The sequence below is a fragment of the Bacillus massiliigorillae genome (assembly GCF_000380245.2).
Taxonomy (GTDB): Bacteria; Bacillota; Bacilli; order Bacillales; family DSM-1321; genus Bacillus_AD; species Bacillus_AD massiliigorillae.
In genome coordinates, this window is the sequence record NZ_HG428741.1 from 1,944,247 (window position 1) to 1,968,820 (window position 24,574).

23 protein-coding genes are annotated in these 24,574 nt (G+C 33.0%); 10 read left to right on the forward strand and 13 right to left on the reverse strand.

Annotated elements, in window-relative coordinates:
• Positions 1–12 precede the first annotated feature (12 nt).
• From TX86_RS08925 to TX86_RS08960, 8 genes are all read right to left on the reverse strand, one after another.
• Positions 13–423, reverse strand: coding sequence for an OsmC family protein (locus tag TX86_RS08925; protein ID WP_042348151.1), 411 nt, complete (start codon positions 421–423; stop codon positions 13–15).
• Between the two features lie 15 nt (positions 424–438).
• Positions 439–1,419 (reverse strand): ABC transporter ATP-binding protein, encoded by a 981-nt coding sequence (locus TX86_RS08930; RefSeq protein ID WP_042348153.1) that lies wholly within the window; start codon positions 1,417–1,419, stop codon positions 439–441.
• Positions 1,416–2,420, reverse strand: coding sequence for an ABC transporter ATP-binding protein (locus TX86_RS08935; RefSeq protein WP_042348155.1), 1,005 nt, complete (start codon positions 2,418–2,420; stop codon positions 1,416–1,418). Before TX86_RS08935 ends, TX86_RS08930 begins: the two co-directional genes overlap by 4 nt.
• Positions 2,421–2,438: 18 nt before the next feature.
• Complete coding sequence (locus tag TX86_RS08940) at positions 2,439–3,359, reverse strand: ABC transporter permease (protein WP_042348157.1); 921 nt, start codon at positions 3,357–3,359, stop codon at positions 2,439–2,441.
• Between the two features lie 15 nt (positions 3,360–3,374).
• Entirely contained in the window at positions 3,375–4,325 is a 951-nt protein-coding gene (locus TX86_RS08945; RefSeq protein WP_042348158.1) for an ABC transporter permease, read from the reverse strand.
• Between the two features lie 87 nt (positions 4,326–4,412).
• Positions 4,413–5,984, reverse strand: coding sequence for an ABC transporter substrate-binding protein (locus TX86_RS08950; protein WP_042348160.1), 1,572 nt, complete (start codon positions 5,982–5,984; stop codon positions 4,413–4,415).
• A 338-nt stretch (positions 5,985–6,322) separates the two neighbouring features.
• Complete coding sequence (locus TX86_RS08955) at positions 6,323–6,625, reverse strand: antibiotic biosynthesis monooxygenase family protein (RefSeq protein WP_042348163.1); 303 nt, start codon at positions 6,623–6,625, stop codon at positions 6,323–6,325.
• A gap of 75 nt (positions 6,626–6,700) precedes the next feature.
• Positions 6,701–7,459, reverse strand: coding sequence for an alpha/beta hydrolase (locus TX86_RS08960; RefSeq protein ID WP_042348165.1), 759 nt, complete (start codon positions 7,457–7,459; stop codon positions 6,701–6,703).
• Positions 7,460–7,847: 388 nt separating this feature from the next.
• On the opposite strand from TX86_RS08960, the gene TX86_RS08965 reads away from it, so the two are divergent.
• The 4 genes from TX86_RS08965 (at position 7,848) to TX86_RS08980 (ending at position 11,702) form a co-directional block, all read left to right on the forward strand.
• Complete coding sequence (locus TX86_RS08965) at positions 7,848–8,807, forward strand: ABC transporter substrate-binding protein (protein WP_042348167.1); 960 nt, start codon at positions 7,848–7,850, stop codon at positions 8,805–8,807.
• A gap of 104 nt (positions 8,808–8,911) precedes the next feature.
• A complete protein-coding gene (locus tag TX86_RS08970) occupies positions 8,912–9,886 on the forward strand; it encodes a FecCD family ABC transporter permease (RefSeq protein WP_042350337.1) in 975 nt (324 codons plus the stop codon).
• Positions 9,879–10,907, forward strand: coding sequence for a FecCD family ABC transporter permease (locus TX86_RS08975; RefSeq protein WP_042348169.1), 1,029 nt, complete (start codon positions 9,879–9,881; stop codon positions 10,905–10,907). The genes TX86_RS08970 and TX86_RS08975 overlap by 8 nt, the downstream gene beginning before the upstream one ends.
• Positions 10,908–10,922: 15 nt before the next feature.
• A complete protein-coding gene (locus TX86_RS08980; RefSeq protein ID WP_042348171.1) occupies positions 10,923–11,702 on the forward strand; it encodes an ABC transporter ATP-binding protein in 780 nt (259 codons plus the stop codon).
• Positions 11,703–12,289: 587 nt separating this feature from the next.
• Here the strand turns inward: TX86_RS08980 and TX86_RS08990 are convergent.
• The 3 genes from TX86_RS08990 to TX86_RS09000 form a co-directional block, all read right to left on the reverse strand.
• Entirely contained in the window at positions 12,290–13,108 is an 819-nt protein-coding gene (locus TX86_RS08990; protein ID WP_052343603.1) for a helix-turn-helix domain-containing protein, read from the reverse strand.
• A 971-nt stretch (positions 13,109–14,079) separates the two neighbouring features.
• The gene (locus TX86_RS08995) at positions 14,080–15,630 is read right to left on the reverse strand and encodes a UvrD-helicase domain-containing protein (RefSeq protein WP_042348176.1); all 1,551 of its coding nucleotides are present in this window, start codon (positions 15,628–15,630) and stop codon (positions 14,080–14,082) included.
• Entirely contained in the window at positions 15,620–17,380 is a 1,761-nt protein-coding gene (locus TX86_RS09000) for an ATP-dependent nuclease (RefSeq protein WP_042348177.1), read from the reverse strand. The genes TX86_RS08995 and TX86_RS09000 overlap by 11 nt, the downstream gene beginning before the upstream one ends.
• Positions 17,381–18,308: 928 nt before the next feature.
• On the opposite strand from TX86_RS09000, the gene TX86_RS09005 reads away from it, so the two are divergent.
• From TX86_RS09005 to TX86_RS09015, 6 genes are all read left to right on the forward strand, one after another.
• Positions 18,309–18,506: a helix-turn-helix domain-containing protein gene (locus TX86_RS09005; protein ID WP_042348178.1), complete on the forward strand. Its 198-nt coding sequence runs from the start codon at positions 18,309–18,311 to the stop codon at positions 18,504–18,506.
• Positions 18,507–18,670: 164 nt separating this feature from the next.
• Positions 18,671–18,805: a hypothetical protein gene (locus tag TX86_RS27420; RefSeq protein ID WP_268258244.1), complete on the forward strand. Its 135-nt coding sequence runs from the start codon at positions 18,671–18,673 to the stop codon at positions 18,803–18,805.
• The gene (locus tag TX86_RS26655) at positions 18,798–18,944 is read left to right on the forward strand and encodes a hypothetical protein (protein ID WP_154663085.1); all 147 of its coding nucleotides are present in this window, start codon (positions 18,798–18,800) and stop codon (positions 18,942–18,944) included. The genes TX86_RS27420 and TX86_RS26655 overlap by 8 nt, the downstream gene beginning before the upstream one ends.
• A 60-nt stretch (positions 18,945–19,004) precedes the next feature.
• Positions 19,005–19,175 (forward strand): hypothetical protein, encoded by a 171-nt coding sequence (locus TX86_RS26660; RefSeq protein WP_154663086.1) that lies wholly within the window; start codon positions 19,005–19,007, stop codon positions 19,173–19,175.
• Between the two features lie 4 nt (positions 19,176–19,179).
• Positions 19,180–20,598, forward strand: a complete 1,419-nt coding sequence (locus TX86_RS09010) for a recombinase family protein (RefSeq protein WP_042348180.1) — start codon at positions 19,180–19,182, stop codon at positions 20,596–20,598.
• On the forward strand, positions 20,582–22,120 hold the full coding sequence (locus TX86_RS09015) for a recombinase family protein (protein WP_195892880.1): 1,539 nt from the start codon (positions 20,582–20,584) through the stop codon (positions 22,118–22,120). The genes TX86_RS09010 and TX86_RS09015 overlap by 17 nt, the downstream gene beginning before the upstream one ends.
• A gap of 1,064 nt (positions 22,121–23,184) precedes the next feature.
• Here TX86_RS09015 and TX86_RS26665 read toward each other — a convergent pair.
• Together TX86_RS26665 and TX86_RS09020 are read right to left on the reverse strand one after the other, a co-directional pair.
• On the reverse strand, positions 23,185–23,361 hold the full coding sequence (locus TX86_RS26665) for a hypothetical protein (protein WP_154663087.1): 177 nt from the start codon (positions 23,359–23,361) through the stop codon (positions 23,185–23,187).
• Between the two features lie 117 nt (positions 23,362–23,478).
• Positions 23,479–24,492 (reverse strand): IS1595 family transposase, encoded by a 1,014-nt coding sequence (locus tag TX86_RS09020; protein ID WP_042348185.1) that lies wholly within the window; start codon positions 24,490–24,492, stop codon positions 23,479–23,481.
• Between the last annotated feature and the right edge of the window lie 82 nt (positions 24,493–24,574).

The window sequence follows — 24,574 nt, forward strand, 5'->3', positions numbered from 1 at the left end:
CTTTCTTTTAGTCTATATATTTACACTTGTTGCTTTCGATACCTCAAGCAACTCAACAGTTGCTGTTCCTTTTAAAGTGTTGCTTATTGTACAACCACGCTCAACCAATACTAATAGTTTTCTTTTGTACGCTTCATCTAGCTCGTCTGGTAACGTTACTTTAATATCAAAGTTCGTAAAACGATTTGTCACATTTTCCCCTTTCAATGCTTCAACGTCTATCGTGATAGTTGATGAATCAACTTTATGACCATCACGCTCCAATATTTTCTGCAACGTGATAGATGTACAAAGGCCTACTGAAGCTTCAAGTAATTCCTTTGGATTTAAGCCGTTTAAATTAGGAGCATTAGTTCCTACTACCTGTACCCCTTCTTGATTTGCAATTTTCGCTTGATTATTACGATGAATAATAGTTGTCATTTATTGCTCTCTCCTTTATTCTACTAAATGGCATGCTACGCTATGCTCAGACTCTACTTCCCTCATTACTGGTATTTCATTTCTACAACGCTCAGTTGCATATGGACAGCGGGTATGGAATAAGCAGCCGCTAGGCGGGTTAAGCGGTGAAGGAATTTCTCCTTTTAAAATAACTCGCTCCTTCAGACTTTTTTTCAAAAAATCCGGTACAGCTGAAAATAAAGCCTTTGTATATGGGTGAAGCGGACGTGCAAACAAGTCATCCGTCATTCCTTCTTCCACAATCGTACCTAGATACATAATCCCAACACGATCTGAAATATAACGAACTACACTTATATCATGAGTAATAAACAATAGAGTCAGCTTCAGTTCTCCTTGCAATTCCTTTAAAATATTTAAAATCTGCGATTGAATAGAAACATCCAATGCAGAAACTGGCTCATCACAAATGATGATTTTCGGATTCATGATAAGAGCACGTGCAATACCTAGTCTTTGGCGTTGTCCACCTGATAATTCATGAGAATATCGAAAATAATGCTCAGGCTGTAGCCCTACTTTTTTTAGTAATTGAAAAACTTTTTGCTGACGTTCCTTTTTCTCTCCTAGACGGTGAATAATGAGCGGTTCTTCCAATAAATCACCTATTTTTTGTCTAGGGTCCAATGAAGAAAATGGATCCTGAAAAACCATCTGCAAATCTCTTCTAAATTTTCGCAGCTCTTTTTTTGATAACTCTACTAAATTATGTCCTTGATAAAGCACTTGTCCGGAAGTTGCTTCAGTTAAACCGAGAATCGTGCGACCTGTTGTACTTTTCCCTGAACCGGATTCTCCTACTAAACCATACGTTTCACCTTCATACACTTTCAAGGACACATTTTTCACAGCATTAACATATGCTTTCGTGCCACCAATCTTTCCAAAAGCACCGTAAACAGGAAATTTTTTTTCAAGGGAGATTACCTCTAAAATCGGCTGTTCGTTTCTCACTGAGTTCTCCCTTCCTTCTGCTGAATTTCTTTATAATGAAAACATTTTACTTTATGCTTTTCGTTCGCTTCTATCATCGGTGGTTCTTCTGTACGGCATAACTCTGTCACATATGGACAACGAGTTGAAAATCGACAACATTTCGGTACATTTGTTAATGATGGTACGACACCATCAATAACATGAAGCTTTTCGTTACGATTAGCATCCAATCGTGGAATCGATTGAATTAACCCTCTTGTATATGGATGAAGCGGCGTTTCAAATAAACTTTCTGTCACTGTTTCTTCGACAATTTCTCCTAAATACATGACTTTTACTGATGTACAAATCTCTGATACGACACCTAAATCATGAGTAATAAAGAGAACAGCCATTCCAAGCTTCTGATTTATTTCAACAATGAGCTCTAATATTTGTGCCTGAATCGTTACGTCCAGAGCAGTTGTCGGCTCATCGGCAATTAGTAATTTCGGTTCACAGGCGAGTGCTATTGCAATCATAGCACGTTGTTGCATGCCTCCTGATAGCTCATGCGGATAATTATTAATGCGAACCTTAGGCGAAGGAATACCTGTTAATTGTAATAATTCGATAGCCTTTCTCTTGGCTTCTTTCTTTGAAAGCTTTCGATGAAGGCGTAGTACCTCAATAATTTGGTTGCCAATTGTATATACTGGATTTAATGATGATAATGGATCTTGAAATATAATGGATATGTCATTACCGCGAATTTTTTGCAACTTGTTTAGCGGTTGCTTTAACAAATCTTGTCCCTCGAAAAGCACTTCTCCCTTATAAGAAATTGGGTCCGTATGTTCTAATATACGTAAAATAGATTGACTCATCACACTTTTCCCGCATCCGGATTCTCCAACAATTCCAATAATTTCACCTTTATTAATTGTAAAGCTAACATTGTTAACTGCCGTCACATCACCACGCTCAGTATGAAAATGCGTGGATAAATTATTCACCTCTAATAAAGGTTGCTGATTCATTTCTATACCTCCGAACCTTTATGATTTTTTAAAAGACCATCTTTTTGGTTTTTGTTTTAAACGTGGATCTAAAAAGTCACGTAACCCATCTCCCAATAAATTCAAGCTTAGTACGGAAATGAATATACAGGCGCCAGGGAAAACAACCATCCACCAAGCTTTGTAGATTACGAGTTTACCAGCTTGAAGCATATTACCCCAACTCGGCTCCGGTGCAGGAATACCAGCCCCTAAAAAGCTTAAAGCAGCCTCCGAAATGATAGCTTCTGCAAATATAAATGTCGCTTGTACCAAAAGCGGTGAAAGCACATTAGGTGCAATATGAAGCCAAATAATTCGTGAGTCACTTGCTCCTTGCGCTTGCAATGCTTCAATATATGTTTGTTCACGAATAACTAATGCAGCAGAACGGACGGTCCTTGCAATACTCGGTGTGAACACAATTGTCAAAGCTATAATTACATTCAACGCAGATCCACCAAGAGCCGCCATTAACGCGATCGCTAACAAAATACCAGGAATGGCTATTAAACCATCACAAATGCGCATCAATATATGATCAAGTAATTTATAATAGCTCGCATAAAGCCCAATAATTAAGCCAAATACAGAAGAAAATACTGCCACAACAAGCCCTACAAGTAGTGAGACACGTGCTCCATAAATGAGTCGCGCTAACACATCTCTCCCAAATTCATCCGTTCCAAACGGATGGACAGCACTTAATCCTAGTAAACGATCCTTCACACTCATTGAATTTGGATCTACGCTAATTACAATTGGTCCTATTAGAGCAATAAAGACTAATAGAATAAACAGCACGCTACCGACCACTAAAGGATAGTTAGTCAGTATGCGCTTCCTACGAAGAATGCGCTGTTCTTTTTTTAACTGCTTACTTAAACTTGTAATATCAACCGTTTCTTCAGCTGTAGGCATCTGAAACCTCCTCTCTTATTTGCGGTCCAAACGAATTCGTGGATCTACTGTACCGTATAATAAATCAATAATTAAGTTAATAAAAACATAAATAAACGTCACTATTAGAACCACACCTTGTATAACGGTAAAATCGCGACGTACGATAGAATTCATAATGAGCTGTCCTAAACCTGGTATATTAAAAATCGATTCAACTACAACTGCACCCGTTACTAATGTTCCGAAAGATTGGCCAATGATAGTTAGAATCGGTAAGAATGCATTACGAAAGGTATGCTTCAAAATAACTTTCCATTCTTTCAAGCCTTTTGCTCGTGCTGTTTTAATATAGTTTAAATTAAGTACCTCTAACATGGAGGAACGAGTCATGCGGGTAATTAATGCTGCCTGAATTGTTCCTAACGAAATAGCAGGTAATATTAAGTATTGATAATGTTGCCAAAAACCATTTGCTAATGGTTCATAACCTGCAACAGGTAACCATTGCAATTGCACTCCAAAAACAAGAATTAATATGAGACCTAATAAAAAACTTGGTACTGTCATACCAATTAACGAGACTCCCATTAATGTCACATCCGTTATGGAACCTCGTTTAACTGCTGCTATTATACCGAATGGAATTGCTAAGATTAAGGCAAAAAACTGTGCTAATATCGCCATTGATACAGTTGGTCCTAGATGTTCAGCAATTGCCTCTGAAACAGGCATATTCATAAATATTGAATTACCAAGATCCCCATGCAATACGCCGGAAATCCAACTTATATATTGTTCATAAATCGGTCGGTCAAAACCAAACTTCGCATTTAATGCATCCATATCTGCCTGTGAAGCTTCCATTCCCAAAATAGTTGCTGCTGGTTCACCAGGCGTAATGTGAATGATAAAAAAAATCACAATCGATACGACAAATAACACTGGGATTAAAGAAAGTAATCTTTTCACACTATACGCTAACACCTTTTTAATCTCCTTCTTCTGACATTATAAAAGAGGGCGTCTTCTAGCTATTCAATAAACTAGATAAGAAACACCCTCAGTCAGAAATTATTCTTTTACTTTTGCATTCCAAACGATTGGAGCCTCAAATAATTCGAAACCTTCCATCTTATTCGTAGTTGCCACCACACTATAGTAATGACCTAATACAGAAGAAGAACCATATTTATATAAATAAGCTTGTACCTTTTCCCATTCTGCTTTCGCCTCTTCCTGTGATGCCGCCCCACGAATCGCCGCTAATCCCTCTTTAACTGTAGTATTATTCAAACCTGCCCAATCAGGTGTTACAGGTAATAATTGAGCTGGCGTTAATTGATAGCCTGTACTTGCTAAGAAGATATCCCATTTACTAGGATCATTTTTCGTTTCAAGGAACGTAGGGAAATCAAAATTCTCTACTTTTACATTCATACCGATTTTGCTTAATTGCTCTTGAATCACAAGAGTACCTGAATACATTTCAGCATAGTCTTTTGTTGTTAATAGAGTAATTTGTTCTCCTTTATATCCAGCTTCTTTTAGCAATTTCTTTGCTTTTTTTGTATCTGCTTGATTGTAGTATTCCTTGCCAGCATTCGTTGCCCATTGAGTCTGTTTCGGATTCATATAACTTGCATCAAGCGAATATAAATCAGGTTTAGCAAAACTTGCTAGCATAATTTCATCATTATTTAATGCCGCTAAAATGGCTTGTCGATATTTTTCATTTGCCAATAAACCTTGATTTGTATTGAAAAACGCTGTTAGTGTTCCATTTGGTAGTGCATCTAATTTCACATTTTTATCCGCATCTAATTGATCATAGTTTTCATTAGGAATACTATCCGCTAAATCATATTGGCCTGACTGAACGCCAGCAATACGCGTTGCATGATCTGTAACGAAGTGGAAAAATAAATCTTTCGTCGGTGCTTCTTTCTTACCAGCAAATCCGCTCGGCTTACTATCAACAGATTGATATCCATCATATTTCGTTAAATGAATATATTGATCTTGCTTCCATTCTACAAATTTGTATGGACCTGTACCGATGTACTCTTTAACTCCATCTGGACCAGCTCCCTCAATAATCTCTTTAGGCATAATGGACGGAAATTGTGCTTGTGAAGACATTAAAATAAGTACATCAGAACTTGCTTGTTTCACTGTTAACTTCACATTGTATTTATCAGCGGCAGTGAACTTAGCACCTTCTAATAATGTTTTTGCACGTGAAGATGTTTTTAACCAGTAGTTCATAGAAGCTTCTACATCTTCTGAAGTCATCTCTTTACCATTGTGGAATTTAATACCTTCTCGAAGCTTGAATGTATAAGTTAAACCATCTTTACTTACGTCAACCGATTCTGCAAGCATCGGTGTTGGTTCATAATCTGCATTCAATGTATATAACTGTTCAAAAATATTACCAGTGATATCAAGTGCTACAGCTGATACAGTCACTGCCGAATCTAATGTCGGTGGCTGTGCAGTAACAGCTACATTTATTTCCTCTTTATACTTCGCATTTTCTTTTGTTCCTTCCTTAGTGGAAGCTTTCTCATCATTGTTGCAGGCAGCTAAAAATGTCATTAAAGCAAACATTATTATTAAGAACCCGAACTTTCTCCCCCTCATTTGTTTTCCCCCTTTGTTCAGTAACACTACTAAAACTAATTTAACTTATAAAACCCACCTATTTAGTAAGCATTAAGTCTATATGAATATTAGAAGGTTTTGATAATTTTGTCAATCACCTTTTTTCATTTAATCATAACTCAGTTCTACACTTTGATTTAAAGATGGTAACTTACTGGAGAAAAGAAGATTTAAGAGAGTATGCGAAATCTATACATTCTTCTTATACTTAGCGACGGGAGAATAAACTTTATGAGACGATACAATATAGAAGAAATCAGTTTATATACAAGCATGTAAACAAAAAGCATCCCTCATAGGGATGCTCAACCAATCTATTATCGTAATTCGTATGCTGCCACATCAACGTTAATTATGTATTCAGGTTTTTCTTGCCCTCGTTTAGCACGATGACCCGCAATATGCTCAGGGCTCTTTTCCCATGCTTTCCAATGTGCTTCAGAAGCCCAACGAATCATAATTAATACTTCTTCATCACCACGACGCACTTTTTTCTCCATTACTGTTAAATCGATAAATCCCTCTTGCTTTGAAACAGGACTTTCCCCTTTACTAAATTTTTCAATCACATGATGTGCATTTCCTTCCGCCACTGTAAATCTTCTCATTTGAATAAACATATATCTCTCCCTTTCTGTAATATGTTTAGTTTACTAACGAGAGAAAGTGTTTGTCAACGAAAATGATAATCATTATCAATTGATGTTATTAACAAATCGAAAAGATTTACTCATTGTTGTTGGGACTACAGATGAATGATTTTCCCCTAATGCAATATATAGATCCTTTGCAACAGTTGGGATTTTATCATAAAATATTTTCGCATCCTCAACCATAAAACCTTCACATTCCCCTACAGCAATATATAGTTTTTGTAAGCTATTATGATTTGCCTTTTCCAAATACTGATACAGTTCTTTACCATTCCACCAAATTGAAGGGCTAATCGCAATATAATTTTGAAAATCATAACAGTGCGTCAAATAGCACCATAGTGTATAGTATCCAGCTAAAGAATGCCCATATAATGTTTGCTTATTATTATTGACATTGAACATTCCTTCAATAGTAACCTTTAGTTCATTTTCTATAAATTGATGAAATAGAGATGCACCTCCATTTTTACCTAGGTCCAATTTTTTCCCTTTTGCATGTTCAGGGAAAATATATTGTTTTGCAGGAGCAGTGAATTCAAAGAAACGTCTCTCCCTCATATCTTTTTCATGATGACAAACACCAACAACGATGCTTGCTTCAATTTTAGTCTTTAAAGTATTTAACGATTGAAGCTTAACTACATTTTTTGCAAAGTCAAAATAGTATAGACCATCCAACACATAAATAATCGGAAATCCTTCCTTCGGTGGATTCTCATTCGGCACATAAACTTGAATCGTATATTCATACTCTGTTGCTTTAGAAGCAATTTGAAATGTATATTCTGTATTTTGCATTATATTCGACCTTCTTCTATTTATAAGATTTTTAGAATCATTCTAGTAAATTACATAACGCACCTCAAATAGTCTGAAAAATCCGGAACCTCAATAACAAACAATACTATATATAACTATTTTTTTATATACCATTTTTTTGATGTTCAATGAATTACAATAAAAAACAATATAGAAATCTAAATTCCCACTCGAAAAAAATCCATTTATATCAAAATATTTCTTAGATAAATCCTTAAAAAATTGTCATTATCACAATTAATGGAAATTAAATGGAATATAAAAATCCATAATTCTATGCGCAAATATCTATTCATTTACCTATACCAATTTGATAGAATGGAACCTGCATTGATAATGAAAATCATTCTTAATTGGAGGAAGTTACATGAAAAAGTATCTAAAATTCGGAGCAGCTACTTTATTAACATTATCATTGGCTGCTTGTAATACGTCTGAAGGGAGCTCAACAAAAGAAGAGAAAATGGCTAAAACAGAAGAACAAGCTACAGAACTAAAAGTTAGTTATTTAGGAAATGATTACACGTTTCCTAATCCTGTAAAAAATATCGTAGCAGCAAGCTTTGAATCTATGGAGGATTCAGTAGCACTAGATATAAAACCTGTTGGTGTTTTAGAAGTAGGAGGAAAAGTTCCAGAATACTTAAGAGAGCTTGAAGGTGCTACATTAATTGGTAATAAAAGAGCGCCTAGTGCTGAAACTATTCTTTCTTTAGATCCAGATGCCATTATTGGAACATCTAAATGGGGAGAAGATGTTATGGCTCAAATGAATAAATTAGCTACTACCCTACCTTACTCTCATATTTCTGCCAATTGGAAAGATAATTTATTAGCGTTAGCCGAACTAACGAATAAAAAAGATAAAGCGGAAAAAATCATTGCAGATTACGAACAGAAAGCTGCTGATACAAAAGAAAAAATCGCCAACTCTGATGTTAGTGAAAAATCCGTCCTTATGATTCGTATTCGAGGCGGCTTAATGTATGTATATCCTGAGAATGTTTACTTTAACCCTGTTCTTTATCAAGATTTAGGTTTAAAAGTCCCTGAAGTTGTAGCAAAAGCTAAAGCACAAGCTGAACTATCACTAGAAACTTTATCAGATATCAACCCAGATATTATCTTCTTACAGTTTGAAGAATCAGAAAATGCTGAGGCAAAAACTGCATTAGAAGACCTTGAGAAAAATGCTATTTTCAAAAGTTTAAAAGCATCTCAAAGTAATGAAATCTATGTAAATACAATCGCTCCTCTTGCTGAAGGCGGTACAGCTTGGTCTAAAACAACATTCTTAAATATTGCAGAAGAAAAGATAGTAAAATAATGTAAATTAGAAGAATGTAAGCTTAGTGTAATTAAGCTTACATTCTTCACATCAAAGATAGGTGTAAAAAGTTGAATCAAAAACCAATCATTCCAAGTATTATTATGCTCATAACTCCTTTCTTAATCATCGGAATTATGATTGTATCTATTCTATATGGAACAAAAGAAATTAGCATACAAACAATTTGGCAAACTCTGAGTGATTTTGATCCGAGTAATCCAGATCATCAAATTATTGTTACAAGTAGAATCCCAAGAGCTATTGCGGTTATATTCGTCGGTGGCTTTTCAGCTGTTGCCGGTGCAATTATGCAAGGAATTACGCGTAACTATCTTGCCTCTCCATCGTTAATGGGTGTAAATGATGGATCAGCTTTTCTTATTACATTGGCTATTATCCTAGCACCTGGATTACCGCCTTATCAAATGATTATTATATCTATATTTGGATCAGCTTTAGGTGCAGGATTAGTTTTTGGATTTGGATCCGCCATCAAAAATGGCCTATCCCCTGTCCGTTTAGCTATCATTGGAACAGTAATTGGAACTTTTTTAAGCAGTGTAGCATCAGCAATCGCAATGTATTTCCAAATTTCCCAAACGGTTGCTGCTTGGTATAATACAAAAATTCATATGATTGATACACAAATGTTACTACTTTCCATTCCTTTTGGTGTAGTCGGGATAATACTTGCCTTGTTTTGTGCACGTGGCATTACCATTACTTCTTTAGGAGAAGATATAGCGACTGGACTTGGACAAAAAACAAAACTTATTCGCTACTTATCTATGTTTTCCGTTGTCCTTTTAACAGGAACATCTGTTGCACTTGTAGGAAAAATTGCTTTCGTTGGACTGGTAATCCCCCATATTGTTCGATTTCTGGTAGGAGTTGACTATCGTTACATTATTCCTTGCTCCCTACTTATTGGAGCCCTATTCCTAAGTCTTTGTGATTTAGTTGCACGATTTATAAACTATCCTTTTGAAACACCTATTGGCGTCGTAACAGCCTTCATTGGAATACCATTCTTCCTTTACTTAATTCGATCTCGTGGGGGTGGTAAACATGCCTAGACAAAAGGAGAAACACATATTTTTAAAAATTGTCTTAATATGCACATTTATTATTATTGGGTTCTATCTACATATTACAAATGGCATGTTTGATATGAGCTTATCACAAGTATTTAAAACTATCTTTTTTTTAGACGACAATGAGAAATTTAGACTTGTCATTTTTGAGCTACGTCTTCCACGAATTATTATTGCCATTTTAGTAGGCATTGGGCTAGCTTTAGCAGGTTGTGTATTACAAGGAATTACGAAAAACGACCTTGCCGATCCTGGTATTCTTGGTATTAATGCGGGTGCCGGTGCAGCTGTAGTCATTTTTATGTTTTTGTTTCAATTCCAAGCTATTCGTACAGATGGTTCTGAATGGCTAAATGTTATGTTAATGCCTTTCTTCGGGTTAGTTGGTGGCACATTAGCCGCAGCCATCATTTTTGCATTCTCTTTTAAATATGGTCGTCTTGATGTTCAACGACTTTTGTTAACTGGGATTGCAATAAACAGCGGGTTTGGCGCTTTATCCTTATATATTTCATTAAAAATGAATGAGAAAGACTTTGAAGCTGCCGCTCTATGGCAGGCAGGTAGCATTTATAATGCCAACTGGACCTTTATCATTTCGATGCTACCATGGATTATTTTCTTAGGAATCTATGTATTTAGAAAATCACATTTACTAGACTACTTCCAACTTGAAGAAAGCACCATAATTAGCTTAGGAATTAAATTAGAAAGAGAAAAAATCAAATTATTACTGGCAAGTGTTGGTTTAGTGAGTGCCTGCGTATCTGTATCAGGAAGCATAGGTTTTATTGGCTTAATGGCACCTCATATCGCTCGTCAGTTGGTTGGCATTCGACATCGTCTAGTCGTACCTGTAAGTGCATTAATCGGAGCAGGTTTGCTCGTATTCTCAGACTTTGTTGGGAAAACATTATTTGCTCCATCTGAGTTAGCTGTTGGAATCGTCGTTTCCATTCTCGGTATTCCATACTTCTTATATCTACTAGTGAAATCTCGTTAAAAGGAGGACAATAGAATGCAAACAGCCATTCGCATTGAGGAATTAACAGCAGGTTATGAACGTAACATTATTTTTGAAAACTTATATGCTTCAATTGAACAAGGAAAGGTAACAACGATTATAGGTCCAAATGGCTGTGGTAAGTCTACTTTATTAAAAACAATTGGACGAATATTAAATAAAGAAAAAGGGAAAGTATTTCTTCAAGAACAAGACTTACAAACACTATCAACGAAAGAAATCGCAAAACAACTTGCTATTTTAGCTCAATCCCCTTCCGCTCCACCACAGCTAAAGGTTGGTGAGTTAATCTCATACGGTCGTTATCCGCATCGAAAAAATATTAATCGACTATCCCCAGAAGATATAGAAATTATTAATTGGGCGATGGAAGTTACACAGACAACGGAGTTTGAATCACGTGAACTTTCACATTTATCGGGTGGACAAAGACAACGTGTATGGCTAGCAATGGCGTTAGCACAAAAGACAGATATTCTTCTATTAGATGAACCAACTACTTATTTAGATATGGCTCACCAAGTAGAAGTGCTGAAAATTGTAAAAAAATTAAATGAAGAACATGGCTGTACTGTGGTAATGGTTTTACATGATATCAATCAAGCTGCACGCTTTTCAGATACCATTATTGCGATGAGAGATGGAGAAATTATTAAAATTGGTTCACCTAAAGAAATTATGACACAACAAGTCTTAAATGATGTATTCCAAATTAATGCTACTATTATCGAGAATCAGACTATTCCATTTTGTGTATCATACGATGTGGTTTAATGAAAAAGCCAACACTTTACGAGAACATTTGAAACTCTAACTAGCATAATGTTTGAATTAAAGACCTTTGAAATACTATCTCACCATAAAATATTTATTAAGGTTGTTTTCGTAAACTTTATAGTTTTATGTATTTCTGTTATATTCCATTTCACAATAATTGGCATATAATATATCTAAGTTTATCGATACACTGGAGGGAATTAATATATATTTACTAAATAGCTTTTTGGTGACTATGATAATAGTAGGAGTATTACTGTTTGTTCAAGGGGTGCAGAAAAAATCCCAGTTCACGAGGTTCCTTGGTGGGATGGCTTTCTTGAGTCCTATATTTTACTTCATCGGTTTTTTACCTCTTGCTCCTTCAATTGCATTAGTAATTTCATATTTTGGGAGGAGAAAGGAAAATCCTGCTTAAACAGACTTTTTAAAGGGTCTGTTTTTTTATGCATATCTTAACATTTCAACAGTCCTATAGTTTGATAATAAAATAAGGCAATATCAATGGACTTTCCTATTTCGGAAACACCCATAATATTGCCTTATACATGTTTATTTTTCTGATAATTTTTCGTATACAAAATTTAACTTTGATGCACTTTCCTAAATTGACTAGGAGACATTTGAGTTAAATCTTTAAACACCCTACTAAAATAAAAACTATCTTGATAACCTATTGCTTCTGATATTTCGGCAATTGACAATTCGCTAGCTGTAAGTAATTCCTTCGCCTTTGAGATTCGATACCTCGTCAAATATCGGATAGGCGTTAACCCTGTTATTTTTTCGAACAAATAAGCAATTCTTCTTCGATCAATATCGAACATATCCGCTACTTCACTAATGACTATTTCCTCTTCATAGTGAGTGTGGAAATAATCTAATATTTGTGTAACCTGCTGCAAAGTAAGATTATATTGACTATTTCTAGCACCATTTAAAATAGATTGTAGCAAATTCATAAAAATAACCTTTAATTCAAATTGAGAAAAATAATCTGGATTCATATTTTTGGTTAATAATTGATTAAGAATTTCTTGAACTTCATGCATATTATCAATTTCTATAGAGAAATGTTGATTTACAAATGATTTCAACTCATCCTTGGCTTGTATTACCTGATAGTGAACAACAACATATGTCCAATCCTCTTCATATGTTTTTATCTTTATATCCATACCTTCTCCAGCATGTACAATCGTATTTACATCTATATGATAAGGAACACCGTTCAAAGAAAAACGCGCAGTCCCCCTTAACGGAATAATTAATCCACAAAGTTGAAAGGCTGTCTTTCGATTCGTATCTATTTTCCCTACAGGCAATGTACTTTTAAAAGCATTTTTAAATTCAATTGTTGAAGTCGCAAAATACTCGATTAATTCATTTATTTTAATAGCCAAAATTTCTTACCTCTCGTTCCATGCTTACATCTGAAATGACTTTTCTTAGCTTAGATTATATCATTAGACTTGTTTTAAAATCTAACAAGTTATTCAAACTCTTTGTTTTAAACATACAATTATTTGTATGAATAACAAAAAGCCAGAAACTCTTGATACATAAAGGTTTCTGGCTCATGATAAGTGATTATTGGAGAGGGATTTGAATCTTTGACCACATCCCTGTCAATTTTGTTTGGTGAAATAAGCTCAGTTAAATACCTTCAAGGAAGCTTGATTAAATAAGGTTTTGAAGGGTGTATAAATCAAGCTAGTTAAATAAATTAAGCTCAATAAAATAATTTGGTGAGCAAATGTGTGAGCATTTTTGGTTAGTAAGTGGTCTATAATAAAAATTTTATTACTAAGCGCCTAAAAAAGAACATTGTATCAATCTGACTTTTATTCTAATTTATATTAAATATAGAACTTTGTTTAATAAAAACTTAGCATAGCTATCTGAATTACTAGTTAAAATTATCTTATATACCTTTTATTTCAATTATCCAACTACACACTTTGGCTTTTCACAATACTAGTTTCTTTCTATATACTTATAATTATGAAATTTTCCACTAATAGAAAATATGGTATTTTATGCAAAAGGAGTTTTTGTGAATGGATATGATTATAAAATCGACTGATTATTGCGATTTACTTAAACAAGGAAAGAGATAAGATTTGCTTATTATAAAAAAGATAAAAATGGTAAAGAGATTTTTGTCCCAAGTCCATTAGATTTAGAAGAAGAATATTAATAGAACTTATAAAAGAAGGTATAAGGGTCGGAATTCTCGGTAAAGAGAAATTGGTAAACATTTCAACTGAACTTTAAGTACTCTCAATTGAGGGTGTTTAAAGTTCAATTGTACATTTCTTGTTAATTCACAATCTTTTTGTTGAAGTAAAGGCTATAAAGCTACCTTTTTATTTTAATCCTTATAACATAATATTCGATTAAGATTTTCTATTTTTGAGTCTTTAGATAACTCAGCTATATATTCATAATATAAGAAATCATCGATAAACATAACAAATTTTTCTTTTGCACGGGTAACACAAACATAATGATTTTCTAAGTTTTCATTATTATATATTTTATAATACTTTGAAAAACTAATTACTTGATCAAATTCTAATCCTTTGGAAGCAAAAACAGTCATTACTTTGTGTCTTTCTTCTGCTAATCTAAATGCCATATCATATTGATCATCGCAAACACTAATACAAAATTTTGATATTTCCTCTTCACTTATACTAACTCCTAAAAAGGCAAATAACTCATACAATACATTTGTGATATATTCTGCTTTAACTACCTCTTTGTTTCTTAATTTTTTAATGATATTTTCAATATTAATTCTAACTTGTCTTTTATCATCTATTTGCAACTTTTCCAAAAAATCGTGAATTGAATAAACAGAATTCGTATTTTTTATAAAAAATGCTAATTCTTTTAAAATTAATCCATTAGGGAGACCTTCATCAATTGGAGTCCTTGGAATAAAAACAAAATTAAATCCAGCTTCATTTAATCTATTTGTTATGTTGATAGCATCATTATTATAATTAGCAAGGATTGTAATTTCTTTGTTAATATCAATACTATTATTATCAAGTAATCTTTGAAAATCAGCAGAAAAGCTATTAAAATTAAAGGAATTATGGTTACTATTCATAAAAATAACATTACTAGTCTCATTTCTTGATACTTTAAAATATTTGTGATTATGTATAAGATTAGCATAGTTTTCTATTTCTTCATCACAACGAAAATTTGTTACCAATTCATATTTCGTGAATCCTTGATCTAGTAAGTCGAAGATATTGTGCATAGCTCCTCGCCACGTATAAATAGCTTGTTTTTTATCTCCCACAATAAATAATCTTATATTTAAAGACTCCTTTAATTTCATAAATAATAAATGCATATCTAAATCAGAATCTTGATATTCATCTATAAAAATCATTTCATATTTTGCTTTTAGGTATTCTTGACAAGCTACAGACTTTTCTAAAACTTTTAATGCTAACCTAAAGTTAAAGTTTTCTTTATTATTTCTAAAGGTTCCAAGAATTTTTTGTTGTTTAAGTTGCTCTAATCCGTCTTCAAAAGAGTCGAATTTAAAATCAGCCCCATATTCTACTGTGTATTCTTTGCTATACTCTTTTCCAAAAGCATCTTGTATGAACGGTCTAATTATTTCACTTTCTACAAACGAATCATTTGTCATAGCTACAAAAGTTTCATCTGTTATACTACTAGACTTTTTCTTTATTTCTTCCTTTGCTTTAACAGTAAATGTAATTGCAGCTACTGTCTTATGGTTTTTAATGTTGTTTAATTCTAAACCTAGTTTCTGAACCATTATTGTTGTTTTTCCTGAACCTGCACTAGCGGAAACAACTATACTTTCTCTATCTTGAAGAATAGCATCTCTTTGTTCCTGGTCTATAATCTTTCTTTTTTGTTTAATTTGCATCACTTGGCACCAACTTTCCAAGAGCTTCAAAATGTTTATGTTCTAATATTTTTTTACAATCATCTTTACAAAGACTATTTGTCAATTCAATCATATTTATTAGTTTGTGACTTTGAAGATATTTAATAGGATTTTCGCCAAGTATAGCAGTCATCCTATCACCTATACATTCATATAAATCGTGTTCTAAATCAATTTCTGACAAGAAGATATTATTTTTCTTTAACTCTTCTATATCATTATTGTATTTCGCAAAAATATTTTTCTTTTCTTCAAAAATCAATTCTATCTTGAGATTCTCATCTTTTTTCAACTCACCTAAGTCATCTGGCACCATATAATCTAAGATTACACTTTCTTTCTTGGGCAAACCCATTGCTCCTAAACATCTATTGAGACCTATTAAGTCAAAATTTGTTGGATTACCTCTTTTAGCTTTTAAATCATTATCTGTCTTGATAATAGGCTTTATATCTAATGCTTTTAATACTTTGATATAAGGTTCAAAGTTTATACCACCAACATCCAATAAATATCCCCCATCCAATTCATATGTTGGATAAATCTCTTCAAGGATTTTTTCAAATAAAACCTTTTCTGAGGGACCCTCCACCAAAAGAACTGTTTCAGCAAACAATGCTGTAGATAAAGATTTGTTTAATTCTTTTTTTACATTCTTATATTTATCTTCAACACAGTATACATACGATTCGCAGTTAACTTTTCCTTTAGAGAACACCCTAATTAATGAAGCATTATCCAATTCATATAATAATTCCGAAGAATGTGTAGACAAAAAGAAATACTTATATACTGCAGATTCAAATAACTGTTTAGACAAAGCAATTTGCATTGATCTATGTAAACTATTTTCAGGTTCTTCAATAAGATAAATTATTATTTGATTCCCTGTTTGCTCTTGGATAATATGATTTAAAATAGAGTATGCCAGTATTTTTTTTCTTCCATCTCCTGAAGTAGGATAGATATTATCATCATTTTCTCTTTTTAAATATGGTATTAAATTTCCAAAATATCCATTTATAGAAATTTCCGATTTCATTTCTATAGAAATATTCTCTTTTTTAAGTTTCTTGTACTCACTGGTTAAATTTTCTTGGAATTTTTTTATAACCTCCATACTACTAATCTTTTCATTTAATGTTAAACTAAGATCTTTGATTTCTTTTGATATAGTAATATCTGATTCATTCAATTTTGTTTGGTCAAAAAAATGTTTCCTATTCTTAGCAAACGTTTCAGCAAGGTCAATAGTTGGATCTACATAAACAATTTTAAAAAGTTTATCTAAAGGACTGTAAATCCCCTTTTGAATCAATTCATCTAACTCTTGTATATTATTCCCCCAATATAATTTTGTAATTCCAACACCTTCTGATTTGTCATACTCCCCAGTTACACGAAAATAAAATAAATCCTGCTCCCCATTATTAGTTGCCCTTGATCCACCAACCTTCGCAATTATATGTTGCGAATCATCATCAAATTCTCTATCTTCTAAACTGACTACAAGCGTAATTTTAATTTCATTTTCAGTATTGTTTTTATAATAATCTGATTCTCTAAATCCATTCTTACGTATTTCTCTATCTAATAAGAATCGAAGGGCATACATAAAATTTGTCTTACCTACATCATTCATACCAAAAATAACATTTTGATTTGCTAGATTTATATTTGCAAATTCAAAATTTCTGAAGTTTTCTATTTCTAAGCTCTTTAATTTCATAATTCTCTTCCTTTCAACAAATACATATTCATATCATTATAAGTAAAATTACTCGGTTGTTTATTTTTCTTTACGTCGAAATTATACTACAAAACACCCAAAAATGTTCTTTTTTAACATTTTTGTTGATTCTTAGTATTATAATACCCGGTCTATTCATAATGGATAAAAAATGAAATATAAAAAAGAAGAACACCTCGTGTTAGAGGACTGACTGCCCTTTTTAAAAATGAGTTACAAAACAAAATTGATTTCAATTGGCTGATTAATATTCTTAAAATAACTTTTAAGAATAATTTTATTTTATCCATACACAACTCTGATCATTTATATAATCACTCACATATTCTCAATAAATTCACAAAACGTCCTCTAATATGGAAACATTTTTTCTCCACTTCTACATCAAAATCATTTATAATACCGCATAAAATCTCCAGAGCATTAAACCCCAAAAGTTTTTCCCACTTTTAAACTCAAATGATGTACAATATAGAATTTTTAATGAAGCAACACGTACTATGAAAATTTTTTCACCTTGCATAGTTTATTTGATATATAATAGTAGGCTTTATTTATGGAAAATCTATTACAACCTGAATCTAATCATTGATTCAGTTTTTTAAAAAAACTTTTTTCATTTTCACATTTCAGCTGGTATATAATCCATTCATTGATTCGAGGACTTGCTTAAAAAATCTTTTTTCATCTGCGAATCTCAGTTGGTATATAATCCACTCATCGATTCGTGGACTTGCTTAAAAAATCTTTTTTCATCTGCGAATCTCAGTTGGTATATAATCCACTCATCGATTCGTGGACTATTAAAAAATCTTTTTTTCCACTTCGAGTTCCAACCATTTTAAAATGATAGGTATCAATTGAAATCACAAACAATTAATCTGTTTTTTATTAAAGGAGAATGTAAATGTATAAAACTATAGAAGAATATCCACTCGTATTAACAGCCGCTCATTTGGCAGAAATCTTATGCGTCTCAAAACCAACTGCTTATGAATATATGGAACAAGAGTCTTTTCCTATAATCCGAATCGGCCGTTCAAAACGTGTACTTAAAACGAAATTTTTCGATTGGCTTGCTCAACAACAAAACCAAGCATCGTAAAAAATGTAGTAGATGATTCAAAAGATCAATCGCTACACCTAACGAAAAATCTTTACTCAATAATTTGGCAAAAAAAAGAAGTTTTCTAGCATCACCTATTGAAAACCTAAATTTCCGGCAATATAATTCGTTCGAAAAATTCATAGTAAACTAAGGAGCACCAAATGAAAGAAAAACAACACGATTTAGATTGGATTGATTCAATATTGGAAAACTGTGAAAACCTTGGTATTTCAAAACAAATCATTCATCGTTTTGTACAGTACTATCTATCAGAAAGTGAGGATTTGAATGAATAACTTGATTCATTTATTGAAAGAACTAGAGGTGCCAGCAATTACTGAGGGCATCTTTATAACACCATTTGATAGTGACTCTGACCAATCAGCTCACTACCAAATGGAGCTAGATTTCAATAATCATAGTAAAAAACAATAGTATAAAATAAATCACTTTCGTCAATGATTGTACTAATTCATTGACGAAAGGATGATTGAAATGTCACATAAACCAGTAGTAAAAGTTTCATTTAATGAAGATGCACAAGAGGAATCCGTTTATTTTCTTAAAAGACTCATAGAAAAAATTATTTTAGATGAACTTGAGCTACCTCCACAAATGAAAGGAGCGTTTTTGCTTCATAACAAAGACATAATGGAAAAGGAGTAGATGTATGGACTACATAGATGTCAAAAAATTGTATACCCAAAATATTGTTTTGTATTGCCGTGTATCAACTGCTGAACAAGACATACTAAAGCAAATTACTTTAGCTGAAATTTACTTATCACAAAACGACATCACTACAGACACTGTAAAACGATTTATTGATGATAACGTTTCTGCAAATAAACTAGCTGCCAAAGATAGACCAGAATTCCAAAAACTTTTAACAGAAATAATGAGTGGAACAGTGGACACATTACTAGTTCAAAGCAGAGATCGATTGGCTCGTAATTTTTATGAATATGTCGAGCTAGTCAAAAAACTACATCAATTTAAAGTGAAGGTTGTTTTTACAGATCCTGGACAACCACTATTTTCTCAAGTATTAGCTATTGAATCTTTATACGGAATATTCCCTCAATTTGATGGTCGAACTATTGCAAGAAGAACCCAACAAACTCGATTGCGATATCCTAATGCGATCCTTGGTTTTGATGTAATCGGAAAAAGAAATGAGAAGCGGTATATTCCACATCAGGAAAAAGCGAATGAATTAAAAAGTTTTTTTTATTCTGTAATCGATAGCCAATCACCTGAAAATTTAATTGAGTTGTTCATTAAGCATAGGAAGTTTTTTAAAAATCCAGAAAAAGCTCTCAAATGCCTACAAAATCCTTTTTATTCAGGTCACTTACAATATCAAGATGAATACATACCACTTCTTTACGTAGAACCACTCATTTCTTTAGAAGAGTATTTAAAGATTCAAAGAGTTTTAGCAAAATATGAGCAAGAATTACAAAACGCCATAGCTAGTTCCACTAACAATGGAATTAACACTCCTATTTGTCATATTTGTAAAAAACCTATGCACTTTCGTCCAACTGAATTAGGAAAAAGCGGATACTATGTATGCTCGAAAAAACATCCGAAGATTCAAATAGAAGTGAGACTTTTTAATCAATTAATCACCAATCACCTTACAGATGTATTAGAGCGCATCCAGGTGAAAGAATTAAAAAAAGATGTTTGCAATTACCTTTTCCAATTGGAAAAACATTATAAGCAAGAACTTGCTTTTCTACAAAACCAGTTAAACACAACACATCGAGAAGTGACGGATTTAATCGGCTCTAATAAAACAACAACATTAAAACAATTAATTGAGCAGGGCAAATCTATCGAAAAGGCAATGATCAAACTTGATATGTTGTTAGAAAAAATTGGGCAAGCACAAAGTGGCATTGATAGATTTGTATCTATAGTTAAACAACGAGTTACAGACGAATTACAAAATTATCAAATTGAGTATGTATTCGCTCTTCTATTTTCAAAAGTTGAAGTAAGCACAGATGCCCTAATTTACCATACTACTTTCAGCAATTATATTGAAGGGAATGATTTTTCAAATGAGGATTCAGCATAAATACTCTTACAATATGAATGGGGTTTACTTAGTAACCGAGGAGAAACAAAATACAGGTCACTCTCTATCTATCCAGGAAGCAGAGATTTTATTAAAAGCAAAATCCCTAGGATTTCTTGTTGTCATTATATTTGTCGAAGCTGCCACATCCGCTTATCACACAACAGCACAACACCGAGTTAAAATGAATGAAATGAAAGAATTCATTTTAAGAAATCCAAATGCAAATTCTGTTATTTTTTTCGATGAATCACGGGTCACCCGACTTATTGAAGATTTTTATACAGGTTTCATAGTACCTGTAAAAGAAAAAATACCCACTCTAACATTATATTCTACTAAACTGGAAGGAGAATGGGACGAAAACGACCCCATTGTTCAAATGAGATTAACACTTGCTTATGAGGAATCAGCTAGAAAATCTAGCACTGCTTACAGCTACCATAATGGTGTTATTAACAAATCTCCTAACGATGGTAAACCAAAAAGACCTGGTTCTCGCTATCCCTATGGATACACAAAGTTATCAAAAGAGGATATCGAACTAATTCCTGATGAAAATGCTTCTATTGTTCAATTCATTTTCTATCTATATAGCTACGGCTATAGTGAAAAGAAAATAGCCACCTTATTGGAAAATTCAAATGTACCTTCTCCTTCTGAATACAACCACTGGAATGACTCATCCATAAGGTACATCTTAACGAATCACTGGTATAAAGGAGACTTAACTTGGTTTGCACGAACAAGTTACTCGAACAGTAAAAAGAAATCAATTGAAGAAATCTCTTTGTTTTCCAACCATCATCAAGGTTTAATAGGTTCTAGTCTTTGGGAAATCACTCAATTTTTTAGGAATTCAAAGAATAAGGATCGAATGAATAGCCCTTTTCTATTGAGAAATCTTGTTTTTTGTAAGGATTGTGGTGAAACATTGAAAACCAAGAACCAAACGTCTGCCAAATCGAAGAATGATAGTTCCTTTTATTTTTGTTCCAATTGCAAATGTAAAGTTCGAAAAGATACTCTACATCAAAAAACAATCAATGATTTTGCTATGAGATGGGCTAGAGGATTAAAATCTCAAATACAAACGTTTAAAAAAGTATCATCAAATTGGAAACAAATGTGTGCGAAAACAATCCAATCTTTAAAAGACGATATAGATGTTCTACGTTATAAATTAGGAACATTAAAGGAAACTGATGAATTTTATGAAGAGCTTCTTCAAGCTGTTGAATCACAACTAAAGTTTCAGGAAAAACAGAAGTTGTATTACCAGAGCGTTCTCTTGCGGATTGAAGAGTTATCCAAGGATCAGATGTTATTAGAAATAATAGCACGTTTTTTGCTAGACATATACCGCTATAGCACCGAAGAAAAACGTTCCATTTTTCTACTGTCTATCAAACAAATTGAGTTTGATTTCAAGCGGGACCATTTCAACATCGAATATCGTTTAAGCCCTTATGTCGAGATTGAAACATTAATGGATGACTCTTTAGAAATGAAGACAAGTTAGGCTGTTGTTTATTATAAGCAACAGTCTTTTGTACATTTAGCTAGAGGAACCTCAGCCCGTTGTCCACCTTGTAATAGAGCAAAGCCCTACAACTGATTAAGCCTCCAGCTTAACTTCATCAGATAGGATTTTCAATTATTATCTGAACACCGCCGTCCCACTTAACCAACAACTTTCTCTGTTAATCAAATACTGCTTCCTCTTATGCCCTAAAATACAACTGCTTACATTGCCGAAAAAGTATTCCGAACACTGCTTACATTACCGAACTAGCTTAGTCGATACATTATAGTTCTAAATCGAACAAGTGATAAATCCCTTGATATCAAGCTTTTTTAGGCTATTAATTTCGGTAATGCACTTATCTTAGGATACTTCGATAAGTATATTGCCGAAACGAATATTTACATAGTACTCATATTACCGAAAAAATATACATTAAAAATTCCTTATATATACCGTATAATTTTATCTTCTACCAACCAACTCCTCTATTTAGTGCATATCTCCAAATAAAACAGTGTTAATCCTACTTGGTTTAATACCCCAATAGTTAAGCGACTTTTAGGAGACTTGCTATACTTTCTTTCAGTATCTTGGTGGAACCGTACTTCATCGGTTTCCTTGTTATATTCTTTGTAAGCTTGTTCCCTTTGTTGCTATTTTATTCTTTCACGTTCTTCTATATCTAAAATATTTCCTATATTCCCATCATTAATAGCTCTATTTAGTAGATTTCCAAAACTATACTTTGAAAAAGAGTTATTACTCTTTTTCCTATTGATTTTTCTACTATATTTCTACAAACTCTCGTTCCTATATAAGGAAAAAATAAAAGAACTAGACTTTCTAGTTAGAGAGATATCGTAAGAAATTACTGTCGTATACATAAAAAAATATGATGGTCTATAACGCAAATCAAAGGAATGATAAAGATTATTCTTTAGAGAATTATTCTTTCAAGAATAATCTTTGAGACTGTTTTAAAAAGGCTATGTTCTAAAAGATTGTTGCTACTGTATTAAATAAAAGAAGACCCTTTGGGTCCTCTTTTATTTATATTTCTAATTTATTTCTTTGTTTCTAGATGGAAGTATTTTATCCGTTAAATACCAAATAATCGTAAAGATTACAGAGAAACCAACCATTTCTAACATTGTTATACTCTCATCTTTTATTAATAGCATAAAGTACGCAATTTGAAGAACAAATGATAAAACAAATAAACGTAAATACCGCATAAAAATAATTCTCCCCCTCCGTGATTGCTCTAAGCTACATACTTTAATAGTTCTATATCTTGTTCAAATTATCCTTCTTCCGCTAACCTGCCCAATGGTTGAAACAAACGATATGCATCAGTTGAAATTTCTAATACCGATTACGGTTGTGAAATTAGCTTTTTTGCAAGTGTTCAATAACATTTCATTCGTATTTTCTTTAGAGGAAAATTTTTTGTTTAATTCTAAGAAACGATGCCATATCAAATAGCCATTTAGATATTTTGTTGCTACACCATTAAATCGTTCCATCCAATCTTTTAGTCGTCGATGATAACTATTAACGTGCTGAACGTGATAAATTTTTTGACGAACATATTCTTTTTTACGTGCATTAATAGCTTCGTGTTTCAATCCTTTCATAACCGCAAACTTCCTATAATTAGTTGCTGTATCTGTGCAGAGTAAAACAGAATCATCTAAATAATCTCCTAGTACAGCATCTATATCAAGTGCTGTTATGCGTCCTTTACCAGCAACTTCTGAAAGGATTTGACCGTTTCTATCGTGGGCGACAACTACACATACTTGCTCTTTAGATATACCTCTTTTAGATGCAGAACCTCCTCTTTTGCGAGGTTTTCGGTGAGTAAGATTCTTTTTGCCTTTATCGCTCTCCAAGAAAAAGGTTTCATCGCTTTCGACTATGCCTAACAGTTTCTGATGACCAAGTGATTGCAGGGCAAATAGCACCTTATGTCTCCAATAAAAGGCGGTACTCAAGTGGATTTTTAATTCTTTAGCGATAACTCTTAGCGAACTACCAGCCACCATCATTTCAATGTATTTAAGCCATTTATGAGGATATTTAGTACCAGACAAAGGGCTACCAGTCATATCGTTAAACGATTTACCGCAATCCTTACAAAGATAACGTTGACGAGCTTTATATGTACCATTTCTTTTAACAGACATACTCCCACAATGTAGACAGGCTAATCCATTAGAAAACCGTTTCTCCCGAATATCCACAATCTTATTTGAGATGTTGGTAGTAGAGTCAGGAAACAAATCTTCTTTCATAGCAAAGAAAAGCTTCAGTTGTTCATCTTTGGGAAGGTCTGAAAATTGTTCATACATATCTAGCAACATTTCAAATTCGCTACTGTCATAATCAGTTTAATTATTATAACAGTATGTCTTTCTCAGCAACAAATTATATGAACAGAGCCTT

Bases quoted from the DNA above. Each gene is read 5' to 3' on its own strand.
- TX86_RS08925 (WP_042348151.1), bottom strand. From the start codon at position 423: ATGACAACTATTATTCATCGTAATAATCAAGCGAAAATTGCAAATCAA.
- TX86_RS08935 (WP_042348155.1), bottom strand. From the start codon at position 2,420: ATGAATCAGCAACCTTTATTAGAGGTGAATAATTTATCCACGCATTTT.
- TX86_RS08940 (WP_042348157.1), bottom strand. From the start codon at position 3,359: ATGCCTACAGCTGAAGAAACGGTTGATATTACAAGTTTAAGTAAGCAG.
- TX86_RS08950 (WP_042348160.1), bottom strand. From the start codon at position 5,984: ATGAGGGGGAGAAAGTTCGGGTTCTTAATAATAATGTTTGCTTTAATG.
- TX86_RS08955 (WP_042348163.1), bottom strand. From the start codon at position 6,625: ATGTTTATTCAAATGAGAAGATTTACAGTGGCGGAAGGAAATGCACAT.
- TX86_RS08960 (WP_042348165.1), bottom strand. From the start codon at position 7,459: ATGCAAAATACAGAATATACATTTCAAATTGCTTCTAAAGCAACAGAG.
- TX86_RS08965 (WP_042348167.1), top strand. From the start codon at position 7,848: ATGAAAAAGTATCTAAAATTCGGAGCAGCTACTTTATTAACATTATCA.
- TX86_RS08970 (WP_042350337.1), top strand. From the start codon at position 8,912: ATGCTCATAACTCCTTTCTTAATCATCGGAATTATGATTGTATCTATT.
- TX86_RS08975 (WP_042348169.1), top strand. From the start codon at position 9,879: ATGCCTAGACAAAAGGAGAAACACATATTTTTAAAAATTGTCTTAATA.
- TX86_RS08980 (WP_042348171.1), top strand. From the start codon at position 10,923: ATGCAAACAGCCATTCGCATTGAGGAATTAACAGCAGGTTATGAACGT.
- TX86_RS08995 (WP_042348176.1), bottom strand. From the start codon at position 15,630: ATGCAAATTAAACAAAAAAGAAAGATTATAGACCAGGAACAAAGAGAT.
- TX86_RS09000 (WP_042348177.1), bottom strand. From the start codon at position 17,380: ATGAAATTAAAGAGCTTAGAAATAGAAAACTTCAGAAATTTTGAATTT.
- TX86_RS09005 (WP_042348178.1), top strand. From the start codon at position 18,309: ATGTATAAAACTATAGAAGAATATCCACTCGTATTAACAGCCGCTCAT.
- TX86_RS27420 (WP_268258244.1), top strand. From the start codon at position 18,671: ATGAAAGAAAAACAACACGATTTAGATTGGATTGATTCAATATTGGAA.
- TX86_RS26655 (WP_154663085.1), top strand. From the start codon at position 18,798: ATGAATAACTTGATTCATTTATTGAAAGAACTAGAGGTGCCAGCAATT.
- TX86_RS26660 (WP_154663086.1), top strand. From the start codon at position 19,005: ATGTCACATAAACCAGTAGTAAAAGTTTCATTTAATGAAGATGCACAA.
- TX86_RS09010 (WP_042348180.1), top strand. From the start codon at position 19,180: ATGGACTACATAGATGTCAAAAAATTGTATACCCAAAATATTGTTTTG.
- TX86_RS09015 (WP_195892880.1), top strand. From the start codon at position 20,582: ATGAGGATTCAGCATAAATACTCTTACAATATGAATGGGGTTTACTTA.
- TX86_RS26665 (WP_154663087.1), bottom strand. From the start codon at position 23,361: ATGCGGTATTTACGTTTATTTGTTTTATCATTTGTTCTTCAAATTGCG.
- TX86_RS09020 (WP_042348185.1), bottom strand. From the start codon at position 24,492: ATGTTGCTAGATATGTATGAACAATTTTCAGACCTTCCCAAAGATGAA.